The sequence below is a fragment of the Vagococcus bubulae genome, from assembly GCF_003950315.1.
GTDB classification, from domain to species: domain Bacteria; phylum Bacillota; class Bacilli; order Lactobacillales; family Vagococcaceae; genus Vagococcus; species Vagococcus bubulae.
In genome coordinates this window covers 1-15,007 of record NZ_NGJT01000001.1, presented here as the reverse complement: position 1 = coordinate 15,007, position 15,007 = coordinate 1, and the positions used below count along the sequence as shown (strand labels likewise).

The 15,007-nt window shown below is 33.7% G+C and carries 10 protein-coding genes; 1 reads left to right on the top strand and 9 read right to left on the bottom strand.

Annotated elements, in window-relative coordinates; genetic code table 11:
• Positions 1-123: 123 nt before the first annotated feature.
• On the top strand, positions 124-450 hold the full coding sequence (locus CBF36_RS00050; protein ID WP_207854427.1) for an inorganic diphosphatase: 327 nt from the start codon (positions 124-126) through the stop codon (positions 448-450).
• Between the two features lie 44 nt (positions 451-494).
• Here CBF36_RS00050 and CBF36_RS00045 read toward each other — a convergent pair whose 3' ends face one another.
• The 9 genes from CBF36_RS00045 to CBF36_RS00005 form a co-directional block, all read right to left on the bottom strand.
• Positions 495-1,814 carry a DUF3329 domain-containing protein gene (locus CBF36_RS00045; RefSeq protein ID WP_125955508.1) on the bottom strand — a complete coding sequence of 440 codons (1,320 nt, stop codon included), beginning with the start codon at positions 1,812-1,814 and terminating at the stop codon, positions 495-497.
• Positions 1,815-1,836: 22 nt separating this feature from the next.
• Positions 1,837-2,802 carry a glycosyltransferase family 2 protein gene (locus CBF36_RS00040; RefSeq protein ID WP_125955506.1) on the bottom strand — a complete coding sequence of 322 codons (966 nt, stop codon included), beginning with the start codon at positions 2,800-2,802 and terminating at the stop codon, positions 1,837-1,839.
• A 219-nt stretch (positions 2,803-3,021) separates the two neighbouring features.
• A complete protein-coding gene (locus CBF36_RS00035) occupies positions 3,022-6,642 on the bottom strand; it encodes a pectate lyase-like adhesive domain-containing protein (protein WP_125955504.1) in 3,621 nt (1,206 codons plus the stop codon).
• A gap of 285 nt (positions 6,643-6,927) precedes the next feature.
• Positions 6,928-7,596, bottom strand: a complete 669-nt coding sequence (locus CBF36_RS00030) for a hypothetical protein (protein WP_125955502.1) — start codon at positions 7,594-7,596, stop codon at positions 6,928-6,930.
• A 23-nt stretch (positions 7,597-7,619) separates the two neighbouring features.
• Positions 7,620-8,708: a WxLIP family cell surface protein gene (locus tag CBF36_RS00025; RefSeq protein WP_125955500.1), complete on the bottom strand. Its 1,089-nt coding sequence runs from the start codon at positions 8,706-8,708 to the stop codon at positions 7,620-7,622.
• Positions 8,709-8,821: 113 nt separating this feature from the next.
• On the bottom strand, positions 8,822-9,634 hold the full coding sequence (locus CBF36_RS00020; RefSeq protein ID WP_125955498.1) for a WxL domain-containing protein: 813 nt from the start codon (positions 9,632-9,634) through the stop codon (positions 8,822-8,824).
• Between the two features lie 33 nt (positions 9,635-9,667).
• A complete protein-coding gene (locus CBF36_RS00015) occupies positions 9,668-10,471 on the bottom strand; it encodes a WxL domain-containing protein (RefSeq protein WP_165865337.1) in 804 nt (267 codons plus the stop codon).
• On the bottom strand, positions 10,461-10,799 hold the full coding sequence (locus CBF36_RS00010) for an LPXTG cell wall anchor domain-containing protein (protein ID WP_165865336.1): 339 nt from the start codon (positions 10,797-10,799) through the stop codon (positions 10,461-10,463). The genes CBF36_RS00015 and CBF36_RS00010 overlap by 11 nt, the downstream gene beginning before the upstream one ends.
• Before the next feature lie 13 nt (positions 10,800-10,812).
• Positions 10,813-14,586: a pectate lyase-like adhesive domain-containing protein gene (locus CBF36_RS00005; RefSeq protein ID WP_125955493.1), complete on the bottom strand. Its 3,774-nt coding sequence runs from the start codon at positions 14,584-14,586 to the stop codon at positions 10,813-10,815.
• Positions 14,587-15,007: the final 421 nt, after the last annotated feature.

Genomic DNA, 15,007 nt, shown 5'->3' with positions numbered 1-15,007 from the left:
CACCCTTTCTGATCAAATCCTTTTCTATTATAGCAAATTCTTAGAATAATTTCTTTCTATTTTTCTTTTTGAATTGCTTAATCCTAAAATATGGATTACAATTTAAGAAAAAGGAGGTTATTTATGACTCGTTTAATAAACGTCACGATAGACAGACCTCTTGGGTATCAAAATGAATTTGGAACTGTTTATCCAATCAACTATGGCTATGTCAAAAACATCATAGCAGGAGATGGGAAAGAACAAGATGCCTATATTTTATCACGAACTGTTCAAACCCCGATTGAATCATTTGATGGTGTCCTCATCGCCATTGTCAAACGACATGACGATGTTGAAACCAAATGGGTCATCTCGTCTCCAGGTGAAACCTATACAGCAGAAGAAATATATGACCAAATTAAGTTTATCGAACAATATTTCGATTCTTCTGTGTATCTTGTTGACTAACAGCCAAAAAGTCCCTATTCGCTTAAAACGAATAAGGACTTTTTTTAATTGACTTTATTAATTTTATCCACGCCATAATATTTTGACTTCGTCACGTTTTGCCAATGATTTGGATTAGGACTAAGGTCAGGTGTTAAATAGTAAGGACTGTGGTCGTTTGTACTATTAATGGCGTTTAGATTTAATTCTTTCTCGCCTTTTTTCTTTTGTTCCTCAATGTAAACTTCACGCTTATTGTATTCATTATATGTACGTCGAACATCCACATAAGCTGCACGATAATTGATTAAGAACAATGGGACTAGAATTATCACATAAGCTAAATTCATTTTTTGGAACACAGATAATTGATCCGCAAAAATATTTTTGACTAAAATCCCCATCGCGATAACAATCATGGTTTCAATCCCAAAATAAGTTCGTTCATTAATAATTTGAATCCCTGCCATAATCAACGTACAAGAAGCAAGAATAGCTGTTGCAAAGAATAATATGGCCAAATAATTTAATTCTTTATTGCGTTGTAAGAAAATAGAGATGCTTAATAATAGAATAAAAATGATTATTTCTAAATAATAACGGCTTCCCATCGCAACTATAAAGTGATACATGTTTTTTAAAATAGGGATTTCTCCGCCACTTACACGGTTTAATCGTTGCATTTGACCAGGAGCAAACGTCATCAAGCAATACCCACCAAATGAAGCAAACATCGTAATCACATAAGGAATCACGTGTTTACGTTTATTGTATAACCAATACACGATAAACCAGAATTGGAAAAAGACAATACCAGCAGACGTTGTTTCACTACACCAACCAGCAATTAAACCAATAATAGGAAAAATGAATTGATTCACTTTATAATCATAGAGTTTTGGGTTTCGATAAGGTAATAAAGCAATTAAACAAATAACCGTTGTCCATAAATAGTTAAATGCACCATCCCACCACAACACTGTTGAACCAAACGCTGGCAAATAAAACCACAAAATGACAAAAATTATCATAAATGTTAACGGATTGACTTTCCAACTCTTCTTAATCATATATAATACTAATAAAATGAAAAAGATGTAGACAATCGTATTGGCAACATCAAAAACAGATTTACCAAAAAGAGTTGAAAGCTGCATTAGAAAATGGGCCGGAATTCGACCATTCATCACTTTGTAATGTGCTGCTTGTGACTTAACGACTTCCATAAAGCTACTCAATCTTGTCCCATCTGCAAACGAATAATGATAGTTAAAATCATCTGAACGCAATGTCGTTAACGCATTTAGTTTATACATTAAAAAAGCAGCAGCTAACACGACTATCACACTGATAACTGGACTTATTTTTTTATAATTTACTTTCAAATTAACACTTCCTTTTATCTCTTTATTCTTTTATTTCGTCATCTTTATCTGTCTGCTCTTGTGTCACAAATTCTTGGACCAAATAAGGCGGACGGCGTTTCACTTCGATAAAGATTTTTCCAATATACTCTCCTATAATCCCCATAAAAAACAACTGCGTTCCACTCAAAAATAACAACAAGATAGTCAACGTTGGATAACCAGGTGTGGCACTGCCATGTACTAAAGTCGTTATCAAGGTATAAATCAAATACAAAAATGAAAAAGTCGCAATAGCAACCCCTGAATACAGTGACAACCTAAGTGGTACTACCGAATCAGAAATAATGCCATCTATTGCTAGTTTTACCAATGATTTAAATTGCCATTTGGTTTCTCCAGCAAAACGTTCATTTGCTTCAAATGTGATTTCTTTTTTCTTAAAGCCAATCCACATATAAATCCCTTTTGTGTATCGTTGTGTTTCTCTAATTTTTTTAATGCTATCTATACATTTTCTATCCAGTAATCTAAAATCTCCCACTGCTGGAATCACTGGTACAGATGAAAAACGAGTCAGTATTTTATAGTACATCTTTGAAAATGCCTTTTTAAAGAATGACTCTCCGTGACGTGTAACACGTTTACCATAAACATCTTGATAACCTTTTTCCCATTCAACTATCATTTTAGGAATCGTACTTGGAGGATGTTGTAAGTCAGCATCCATAATGATAATAGCATCACCAGTTGCATAATCAAATCCTGCTAACATCGCAATTTCTTTTCCAAAATTACGAGATAAATCCACACATTTCACTCGACTATCTTCTTTAGACAACGTTTTAACAATGGATAGTGACTGATCCATACTCCCATCGTTGACAAATAAAAATTCAAATTCGTAACTTCCAATATACTCTTTAGATAGTAAATCAAGCTTGTCATATAGTACAGCTAGATTTTCTTCCTCATTATACATTGGAACACAGATAGTAATTTTTTTCACACAAACAACCTCTTTTACTATTTTTATACCCTATTCATCAGATGTCACACAGAAAAAAATCCAGTGACAAACCCAACATATTTCAAACGCGTCACAATTGAATAAGACATACATTGTTCATGATACAATAAAATGGCCTACTTTAATACTAAAATTTCAATTTTCATTTTCTTTAAAACATAAAAAGCCCTCACGAAACGCGAGAACTTTCTATTATTTTTAAGGTTGACCTTCCATTATCTTCCATGTGATTTCACCAGTATAACTACCTGTATAAACATCACCTGAAGAACCTAAATCTAATTTAATCCCATCAGATTTAGGCTTGTCACCCCAATCATGGCTAATATCATATACACTAGCCTTATTCTCTTTATAATGAAAAATTGGTTGTGACTGATCAGATAACACTTTATCTTCCCCTTTAGAGACATAATGAATCACATCTTCTAATTTGTTTCCATCCGCCGATTGAAGCGGTGCTGTCATTTGGGCATACATACTCCAACCACTAGAAGCATTCGCTCTTGTATCACTCACTATTAACTCTTTATCATACATCGGTTTTTCTACGCGATTTGGGCTTGCAATGTATTTAACCGTTCCAAAATCTAATACAGTTGGAACTGACTGAATCATCACAGTGCCTTCCACATGGTAAACAATCACCATTTCCGAATCTGCTACATTGAACGCTGTTTCATTTTTTGGTCCACTGCCTAACAAATAACCATCTTTTGCAAGTAAATCTCGCTTTTCTTGAATGGTTTTATCTTTGGTTAAATCTAGCGTATCGCCAACTAGCGCTTTTATCGTTGTGGTGTAATGATCTAATACTTTATCCGCCTCGTTAACAAAACTAACTGTTAGTACTGAGTCTATATTTGTCACACGTACATTCATTGTTTTTACTATGTCGTCATAAATCCCTTCACCCGCATCTTTTGCAGGAACAACTAAAGACACCGTATAAGGAGTAGTTTTGATATTTTCAGTATCGTCTAATCCCCCTAAATCTTTTATCGTCACATATTTTGTCAAATCAACTTTTTGACCATTAAGCAATTTATATGCCGAAATATTTCCTTTTGACAAGATATCGTTTTCTATTTCTTTTTTAGACATATTTCGTAAATCTTTGTACTTAATCGACACATCATCTGCTTTAATATGACTATCAGACTCAACAACAGTTAATGTGGTATCAATGGTTGCTGTATTACCTGCTTCATCTGACACATCCACTTTAATGGCATGTTCACCTAGTTCAGACATCAATGACTGTATCTTATCTAATGGATTTTCAGTATTATATTGATAGGTAAATCCCGTATTATTTGGATTGGTATCTGCCACATCTTGTACTAAATCCTCTGCATCTGGAGCAGTGCTGTTAACTGGTACATAGTAGTTTTTTCCCTTTGCAGTGGGTGGTGTTTTATCTTGCACCACATTAATGACCGAATCACTTTTTCCATTTAAAAAACCATATGCTTTGATTTTATCTCCTGCGACCAACTTCATATCACTTGGAACATCAAACTGATAAGTTTCATTTTTTGTTACTAAATGATATTTTTTGTCTTCACCTTCAACAGGTGAAGCAACTGTTGCATGTGGTAATAAAACATCTTTACTTGGATCTTTCTCGTCTACCACTTTATAAAAAGCGACACTCGATCCTTGATTCACGACACCTTTAAAGACTTGACTACTTGATAAATCAGGATTATCACTTAACTCATCAAAGCCCAAGTGAACATCGGGGATATAATCAAATAGCACACGAGATAGTTTGTTTGTATCGTAATGTTCAATAAAATCATCACGCATTTTATAAGTTAAACTATTAGCTATTATTTTCTTGATATTATCATCAGCATAACTGATATTCATACCATACATGGGACTCCAATCATATGTTGGTTGTGAATCGCCTTTGTCCGCATCTGCTTTCGTCCATCCTTTAACTGCTTGAATATCTGCTAGAAAAGAGCCTGCATCCATTCCAATTAAAGACGCATTAGAATTACCACGTACGTCTAAATCAATTCGACGAGCGTTAGCAAATTGAAAATTCGCACCAGTAGCAAAATCCAACATTGTTCTTTTACCAGAACCGTTTTTAATTTGGGAAGTAAAAAGACCTCGTTCACCGATAATAAATGTTGATTTATCGGCCCCGTATATCATAGAGTCTGTTGAATTTCCTTCGCCATCCGATACAAATTTTGCTACTCCCTCATCAGATACGTTAAAACTAGAATTAGCCGATAAGGTTAAAATATTACCTATTCCACCATTCTTATTGATTGTTAACTCACTTTTTTTAGCAACGTTTATTTTAGAATTTACCCCCATTAAAACACCTGATGCTTGTGTTGTCATATTATTAGCATTAAGAACCATTTTCGCAGCATTTCCTACGTTAATACTGGACTTATTCTGTAACATAACAGCTCCATAACTTTTAGGTATCGGTCCCCCATTAGTTATGATAAATTCGCTATTAGTATCCATATTAATGGTAGTTTCCCAATTTTTCGAATCATCACTAGTGTTATTGGTTAAACCTAAATAAACCGGAACTCTTTTAGTGCTTTTTGCAGTTTCTGTGACAAGTTTGGCGTTCTTCCCTATATCGACTCGTCCATTTCTCTGAATATTAATGGCTGAAGGAATAGCTTGTGTAGCTCCCCAATTCTTATTTTCTCCAGAATTTCCATTAGTCTTTATCGAAACTGTTGCGTTGTCTTTTAAAGTCAATGATGGTTGTATATGACTAACATCCCCAACATTACAATAATATCCTCCGAGTATAACCCCATCACCTTGATCAACTTCTAAATTGGTTTTAGAATGCTCAGTAAAAATCAACGTGTGAGATTCTAATCCTGCTTGTTGTTTTGTCAACATCGTTCTAGCTGTTCCGTCAAATGATTTATAGGTTGTGTCATTAGAGTGGATATTATTAACTCCTTCAAATGTGACAATCGATTGAAAAGAGGCTGTTACTTGTGATCCTGAATAATTTACATTTCGATATGTTGAGTGACAACCACCTTTAAAGCTATCTCTCATTGTTATTGGACCATACCAATTAGATCCATACAAATCAATGTTATCAAATGTTACACTAGGATTTGTTGCAGAATTAGACCACCAATAATAAGAAGTAGGTAAAAAATCCAAAGAATAACCATTCCCTAAAATCGCAAAATCTTTTCTATCATTGCTCATCTTAGTATTAATTTCAGAATTTGAATTAGTGTTAATCGTATTTATCATATTTCCCTGTACTTCTATTACCGTCACATCTTTTGCTAACAAAGCCTTATCTAGTTCTTTCCATGTTGTCGGTTTTGCCACTTTCCCTGTGTAAATAATCACATCAGTCGATAACTCTTTTCCTGTACCTGAATACTCCGCTGGGACCGTTAACGTGATATGATGTTCTGCCAAATCATTAGAAGACGTTGAAAACAAATCACCCAAGTCTCCTACTTGAATTTCATCTGTCACATCACCCATCAAGCTATAACCAGTGGCACCACTCTCATACAAAATCATCTCTTTTGCAGCTTGTTCATCGCCATTGAGAGCCTTGATATCTTCCATGCTTTTACCGAAATTGTATGCTACAATTCCTGTTCCTTGACTATCTAAACTAAATTCTTTTAGATTAGGTAAACTACCAAACTGTTTCTTTTTAAGCGCTGTTTGTTTTTGTGTTAGTGACGGGATTGTTTCAACTCCAGATACTGCTTTTACTTTTTTACCTTCGACTAAAAGCACAAAAAAAAATAGAAAAACAATCAACATCCATCGATTTTTCTTCACTTATCTCTCCTCCTCATTTTACAAATAAATCTCACTCCTTTTGCTTTCACTTTTAAAATTCATATCATACAATTAAATCATTTAACTATTAAATAAAAATAGATAAAATACTTAAAAGTCATATTTATATTATAATGCCATTGTAAAATAATTACAATTAATTATGAATTTTTCTTGAAAATAAATAATAACATCATTTTACGAACACATAATAGACATTTAAAACGAAATAAACCACATATAACTTTTAGACACTTAAACTAGTTATATGTGATTCATTTTTACTTATTTTGCTTTGATTAAGACCGACTTATCTACTTTGTAATATCTAAAAACGTCTCCCTCGTAATCTTTCGCACCTTGAATATCTTTTAAAAAGTCATTCACGAGTTCACTATTTCCATAAAAGTTTTTGGTTTGTGTGCTAGCGTTCATTCCAAGTTGTTTCACAGAATTATAATAACGATTTAAGATTAGCTGACCATCAACTGAATTGACAGTACTTGCTTTTTTGGTACCATAACTTGCCATTGAGGTTGATAATTGACGAATATTTTGTTCTAATTTTACTTGATCATCCTTCTTATCTCGTAACAATTTTAGTTGATCTTCAAAATCACGTATCAAATAGTAAGAACTCACAATAGACTTAGAATCTTCTTGCGTCAAATTCATTGATTGATAGTATTTTATATAAGCAGAACCACTAAAAAATAGAATAGAAGAGACTAAAGATACTATAAATAAAATTAGAATAGAGTGTTTCTTTTTTGTAAGAGCTTTTTTCTCTTCTTTTTTTTCCCGTTTTTGCTTTTTGTTTTTTACTCTCTTTTTGGAAAGCTGCTTTAACTTCTTACCAAGAAAGATAAAACGAAAAAGGAAATAACAGACACCTATCACAAATAAAATACCCAATGATAAGGCAATGATGTAAATCCATTCTAAATCCAACATAGTCTCATACTCCTATAACTGTTCTATTTTTTATTACGACGTTTGCTTTTTTTCTTTTTAGCTTCTTCTTTTTTCTTTTTACGATATAGAAGGAACACTATGATAAAAATAATGATTAACAACAGACCTACTATCATGGCCACTAGTTTCCAATTAAACCCTTTTTCTTGGACTAACCCAACATCTCGATTATTAAACTTATCTGCTTCTTCACTTGTAATTTCAAACGCTTGTTTCCAATGCCAAGTTTGATTTCTCTCACCTGAAGTCACAAGTATATCTGCCTCATAGTTACCTGGTTTCATCGGCTCACCATTCATACTAACAGGGTAGTTAATAAATGAATTAGGGGCCATTCTCATCGCTGTTTGTTTCTTCTCATAAAGAACGGTTTCACTGCCTTTTTTCATGATTTTCACTTCAGTGGTCATATCATTCACATATGACGGCATAATATTAGAAAAATTAATGAATATCGCATTACGATAATTTGATTGCCCTGGCTCTACCTTGTTTAATTTCAATTCTGGTGGCACATCTTTATCATTTTCTTGTAACACCACACCCACAACATAGGCATATTTATTAATTATTTTCGTTCCGCCTTCTTCTGTTTTAGTTCCCTCTTGATTATCTTTTTGAATTTCAATCCCACCTGAAATCACCCCATCATATGCTTCATCTGGCATCTTTACAGTAAACTCAACTGTTTTGGTTTCATCAGGAGCTAACTCCACTTTCTCAGGTCCTTTTAAAATATCTTTTAAGTCAAATTTTAATGAGTCATCTTTTTTTATTTTTGATATACCATACTCGATAACCCCATTTTGATTTGTTTTCGCACTGTTGATGGCAATAGAAACAGAAATTTTTTCTTTACTAGGATTATTAAATGTCATGGATAATTTTTGTTCCTGACCTGGCTCTACCATCAATTTATAATACCCTAAACTTTTATCCGTCTGATTATCTGGATAATTTATTTTATAATTAAATCCTGCTGGTGATTCTGCCTCTTCGGCAAATACAACATCTGAAGCACCGAAAAATGCGCAAACCATCACACTTAATAATGTCACAACCAATTGACTTACTCGTAATTTCTCCCTCATAACAAACCCCACATCTACCTTTATTTTATTTCTTTCTATAAACACATAAAGTCAAAGCCAGTTTTGACACCGACTTTGACACTTTTAACTATTTTATCTATTAAAGTCAAAAATTATTCAGCAGCAACAATTTTCCAAGTTACTTCAGCTTCATAATCACCTTTAACCATATCAGTTGCTGTTGCAGCTGGGACAGTTAACTTAACAGATTTGTCATCTGTCGCTTTGTCTTCACCTTGTGCATTGTAGTCTTTACTTTGACCAAATTCCATCATGAAACGACCTTTACCTTCTTTTTTCTTTTGATCAGCTGTTACCACTGTTACGGCATCTCCAGCTTCCCCTTCTTTATCAGTTAATGTGAAAGCTGTTTTAGAATCTGATGGTAATGTTTTTTGTGCAGCTGTCTTATCATTGTCTTGTGATTGAGCTGCTATCATACCATTTGAAAAATCAAGTGTTGAACCTTTTAACACATTTTCACCTGAAGTGAATTGTTTAGATAATTGAGCAGTAACTGTATAACCGTAAGTACCACCTGCACGAACGTCAGCCCATTGTACATAAGCACCACGTGTTTTAGCGCCACTTTCAAATTTCATTGGTGCTGCAAAAGCTTCTACATCATTTGCTGAAGTTTTGATTTCACCAAAGTTTAAATCTGTTGTTCTTTCAATAACAAGAGAACCAGTGTCTTCATTTTTATTTTCTTTTGGTGAGTCTTTATCTGGTTCTGGTAAAGGTTTAGTAGGATCTTCTGCATCGATTGTTGGTGTATCTTTACCTCCAGCAGTACCTTCTTCAACTGTTACTGAGCCTTTAGATGTTAATTTTGTTGCTTCAGCTGAGGCTAATAAAGGAGCGCCTAGAGTAGATACCCCTAAAATTGCTAATAATGCTGTTGAATAAATTTTTCTTGTTTTCATTATAAATTCTCCTCCTAAAATTTTATATATATGTTAAGGCAATCTGCCTAACACCCATGTTAATTCTGTTTCATAAGAAACAGGTTGAATATTTGTCGAATCAGGCACGGTTAATGTCACAGCAGAATTTCTAATCAACGGTTTTTTTGTCTTTGCATCGATAAGTTGATTATTATTTTCATCTACTACTGGTGACAAAGTCGGTGACTGATTCTTAGTGTTCTTATCAGATGCTCCAAACGAGATAAGCCATGTACCACGTGCTTCATTTGGTTTTGCTGATGCGACTTCGTATGCCATTTCCATCTCATTAATCGCGATTGTTTCTCTAGTCACAGTAGGTGGGCGACTTTCACTAATTGAATTGGCCCATCCTTTATCTAAAGATAAAATAGCTCCCTTTAATTCTTCTTTAAGGTATTTATCTTTTGTAACACTAGTAAACTGACGATTTTGTTTGACTTGAAGTGACCATCCTGATTTAGACTCTTGTTGGTTTGTAATCTGGATGTAGTTAGCACGAGCATCTAATTTTCCATCAAATTGTTGTGCTAGTGCAGCGTATTTTCGATTTGTCTTAGTGATTTTGTTTGCCCCAAAGTTTAAAGGAGAAACAAAATCAATTCTCAAATCACCACTTGTTGAATAATCGGTATCTGTATCAGTTGGCTTATCAGGATTTTCTGGATCAACAGGGGGGGGTTTATCACTTACCTCCACTTTTACTGAACCATTATGTCCCAATTCACCTTGTGCGTTCACAATATGTCCATCAAATACAATCATCAATAACACACATAAAGTATATGGCAACACGCGCTTTATATTATGATTCATACTCATCATCCTTTCGACGTTTTCGCAAAAAGAATAACAATAAAACCACTAAAATAATGATGATGCCAATGAAACCATCATGTTTTATCACTTCTCCTGTTTGAGGTAAAATACCTTTTCCAACTGTGGAGTTACTGGTAATGATTTGATTATCTTTTTTTGTTGATGAATCATGACTGATTGACTCATCGTCTTCATAAAAAGATATCTCACTAGGTACGACCACTTGAGCATTAGTAGAAGCACCCAACACAATAAAGGGTTGAGTGAGCAAACTAACTAGCACAACCATCAAACAGATTAAAAAATGAGGCATTTTTTTTGTCATCTCTTTCATCTCCTTAAGGTTGTCCTTCCATAATTTTCCAAGTAATCTCTCCTGTGTATTGCCCAGTATGGATATCACCTGAAGAACCTAATTGTAATTTAATACCATCTGATTCTTTCTTATCGCTCCAATTTTTGCTGATGTCATGAAGTCCTTTTTTGCCAGTATCAATCTGATAAATAGGTTCTTCTGCTTCTGATAGAATAGTTTCTTTACCTGATAACACATAACGTAAAACATCTTGGAGTTGTTTGCCATCTTTTGTTTGTAGGGGAGTTGTAATAGATGCCGTCACTCTAAAGCCAGTTGCCTGACCTGAACGCGTATCTCTTACAACTAAATTGTTATCGTATGTTGGTTTTTCTACACGGTTAGGGCGTGCAATGTATTTAACTGAACCAAAATCCAGTTCAGTTGGTACTGATTGAAATTGAATCGTGCCATATACTTTATATGTCACGACTACTTCTGTATCCGTGACTGAAAAACTTGATTCCTTTTCGGGTCGCTTGTCTTGATCAATCAAATACCCATCTCTATTTAACTGAGCAATCTGTTTTATGAGTGTTTCATTTTTTGTTAAATCAATGACATCGCCAACTTTTGCTTTGATTGTAGTTGTGTAATCATCTACCACTTTATCGACTTCATTAACAAATTGAACAGTCATCACAGAATCAATATCTGTCACCGTTACATTAATTTCACCTAAAATATCTTCTGTTGTTCCGGCATCTTTTGCAGGTACGACAAGTGATACGTTATAAGGTGTACTTTTAATGTTAGCTAAATCAGTCAACCCGTTTAAATCTTTCACTGAAATAAATGGTGTGACATCTTCTTTTTGACCATCTGATAATTTATATGCTTCAAGCTTTCCATTTTTTAAGATGTATTGCTTGATGTCATCTTCAGACATGGTTCGCAAGTCCTTATAAGAAATCATTAAATCTTTCGATATTAGGTTAGTATTTGTCTTAATAACTATTAATTTTGCATCGATCGTTGTAGTATTACCCGCTTCATCAGATACATCTACTTTCACAACATGTTCTCCTACATCAGACATGTAACCATCTACTACTTCTTGAGGCGTGTCTTTATTAAACTTATAGGTAAAACTCTTGTTGTTAGGATTAGTATCTTTTATGTTTGTCACAAATTTTTCTGGTAATGGGGTTGTGCTATTCAGTGACTCATAAAATGTGACACCTTCTCCTACTGGCGGTGTGTTATCTTGTACTGTCACAATTTTTTCATCTGTTTTACCATTTAAAAATGCATGAGCTTTTATTTTATCGCCTGCTTTTAATACCACATCTTTTGGTAAAATAAACTCATACGTTCCTTTATTATCCGCTGTGGTATGGAATTTGGTTTCATCATCTTCCACTGGCGAAGCGACTGTAGGTGTTGTTAGAAGAATATCTGTTTCAGGTTTATCCTCATCAAGCACTTTATAAAAAGCGATATAAGCACCATTGTTAGCTACACCTGTTAGTTTTTGTCCCCGTTCAATCTTTCTATTATCACTTATCTCGTCCAATCCAACACTAACATCTGGAATAAAGGTATAAAGAATTTTAGAAAAGTTTTCCGTTCGATAGTTCTCTTTAAAATCTTCACGTGTTTTACGTGAAATACTATTAGCCTGAACATCGATTGTTCGACTGCGGTTATAATTAATCACCATGCCGTACATAGGATTCCATTTAAATGTGGCACTTTTGACTTCATCGTCCTCTTCATCTGACACTTCGGTTATTTCAGATAATGTAGCTACTTTAGATGCATCGTTTTTCGACCAAGCATACACCTTTTGAACATCTGCAATAAACGTTCCAGGGCTCGCCATATTAATTAAGTTAGCATTAGGATTACCACTAATATCTAACTCGACTCTTTTAGCATCTTTAAATTGAAAGTTGGCATTCCTATCAAATTGAAGCATATCTCTTTTGCCTTCACCATTTTTCATTTTCGAACTAAAGTGGCCTTTTCTACCAATAATAAAGTTAGATCCTGTCCCACCATAAATCATTGGATCAGTAGAACGTGTTTCATTTTCAGAAGTAAAAATAGCTTGTCCTTCGTCAAAAACATTAAACTCAGAATCTTTATCCAGTTTTAAAATCTGACCTCTACCACCATCTTTGTGAACATTAAGATGAGCATCTTTATCAACATTAATCTTGGAGTTTGCCCCCATACTAACAACTGGAGCACCAGTAGTCATACTGTTTGCATTCACATCAAAATGAGCATCCTCACTAATATTAATTTCAGAGTAATTATTTAGATAGATAGAAGCTCTATTAGAGGGGATGGGGCCATTACTATTAGCTATAAAGCGACTGTTTTTACCCAGGTTAATTGATGTTACCCAACCATTTCCCCTCCTAAGACTATCATCAAAATCCATCCTAACCGGTATCCTAATTGTGTTTTCAGCTGTTTTTGTAGTAACAGTAGCTCCTTCTTGTAATTCAACCTTACCATTACGCTGAAGATTAATTACAGAATAAATGTTTCCGTTTTTTGACTCACCACTATTTCCTAATGTTTCAATCATTACATTAGCATTTCTTTCAACAGTCATTCTAGGTTGGATAGATTTAACAGGATCAGCATCCGAATACTTTGCTCCTAGAATTACACCATCGCCATTTTCAACTTCTATACTGGTATCTGAAGATTCAGCAAACTCTAACGTATGCGCTTCTAAACCAGACTCATTTTGATTCATACTTGTATTTTTAGTTCCATCAAACGATGTATAACTATTACATGATTTTATATTATTTTTTCCTTCAAACCTCATAATAGCTTGATAAGAAGCTGTAATTTGGGAGCCTGTATAATTTATATTTCGATATATAATCGTGGAACCTAACCCTGTAGTATTTCTTATTGAAAAAGGGCCATAGTAATCAGTACCATACATATCTAAATTATCAACAATAATTTTATGATTCTCATTGTGGTCATACCATTGATATACTCTTTTTTTAAAATCAATTGAATGACCATTACCTAAAATAGCTATATTTTTTTTTCTATCTTGAATATCATTTAGAAAAATTCTACTACCTTTAATATTATCCCTTGATGACACAAAATTAAGAATATTACTTTGAAGCGATTTTAAAATGTCAACAACCACAACATCTTTATCCTTCATTGCTTTATCCAACTCATCCCACGTACTCACTTTTGCAACTTTACCCGTATATATAATAATTTCGGTAGATAACTCTTTTCCTGTACCTGAGTATTCGCTGGGAACAGTCAACTTAATATGATGTTCAGCTAAATCATTAGATGCCACTGATAATAAATCGCCTAAATCACCAACTTCAATATGTTCTGACACATCAACGACCTTGCTATCAGATAGTCCATACGCCACAGCTCCTGTTTCGTATAAAATCATCTCTTTTGCTGCATCTTCATCACCGTTTAACTCTTGAATGTCTTCCATACTTTTTCCAAAGTTATAAGCGACGATACCAACTCCGTCATCATTCAAACTAAACTCTTTTAAGTTTTGTAAGTCACCCCATTCCTTTTTTGGCTTAGTTGATACGTCCTTTAATGACGTACTTCTACTACTTACTTTCGTATTAACACTTTTTTCACTATTTTGTGTACTGTCTTTCGTTGACATTTCAGTTTTCGCTTCAGATGATGGTTTGCTCTCTTTTGCTTCAGATTGCCAACCGATTGACATGCTCATGACAATAGACAGTATTAATACAAAGAAGTAACCAGGATATTTTTTTCTCATCTTATCCCTCCTGTGATAATTCAATTGCTTGTTTATCACCCTCTCCTCCAATTAATCAATCTTTTTAAACGTAAAAAACTATTAAATAGGATTCAAAGTTGCTTTAAAAACCAAATGAACAACTTTATGTTTATTATAGTTAAAATACAGAGAAAAAAACAAATTTTTTATGAATTATATGTGAAATTGTTCTATAAATAGACAGTTAATTGAAATACTTTTTAAAATAGTTTGTTTATCATCTAACTATTGATATAAATAACATATAAACCCTTACATAAACACAAAAAAACAGATAGCGTAAAATATTTTGTGTAAATAGAAATTTTAGGTAGATAAAAAGAAAGTCCATTCTGTAAAATTAAAGTTACCACAACCGAAATTTTATAGGAGGACTTTCTCATGACTAATTTTACTACAG